This is a genomic window from Streptomyces sp. WAC 04229, from assembly GCF_003947455.1.
In the GTDB taxonomy this organism is placed as follows: domain Bacteria; phylum Actinomycetota; class Actinomycetes; order Streptomycetales; family Streptomycetaceae; genus Streptomyces.
Genome location: NZ_QHJH01000463.1, coordinates 1 through 244 on the forward strand (window position 1 = coordinate 1; position 244 = coordinate 244).

A 244-nucleotide genomic window follows, 5' to 3' on the forward strand; every position below is an offset into this window, starting at 1 on the left:
GTGACGACCGCCGCGATGACCGTCGTGATGACCGTCGTGATGACCGTCGTGACGACCGTGGTGACCGTCCCTCGTTCCGTCGTGACGACCGGGGCGGGCAGCGCGGTGGCTTCCGTCGTGACGACCGCCGCGATGACCGTCGTGATGACCGTCGTGATGACCGTCGTGACGACCGTGGTGACCGTCCCTCGTTCCGTCGTGACGACCGGGGCGGGCAGCGCGGTGGCTTCCGTCGTGACGACCG

The 244-nt window shown here is 69.3% G+C and carries 1 protein-coding gene; it reads right to left on the bottom strand.

Features of this window, described 5'->3' with window-relative positions:
* On the bottom strand, positions 1 to 244 hold a 244-nt coding region (locus DMH12_RS40645), incomplete at both ends, for a hypothetical protein (RefSeq protein ID WP_185832792.1).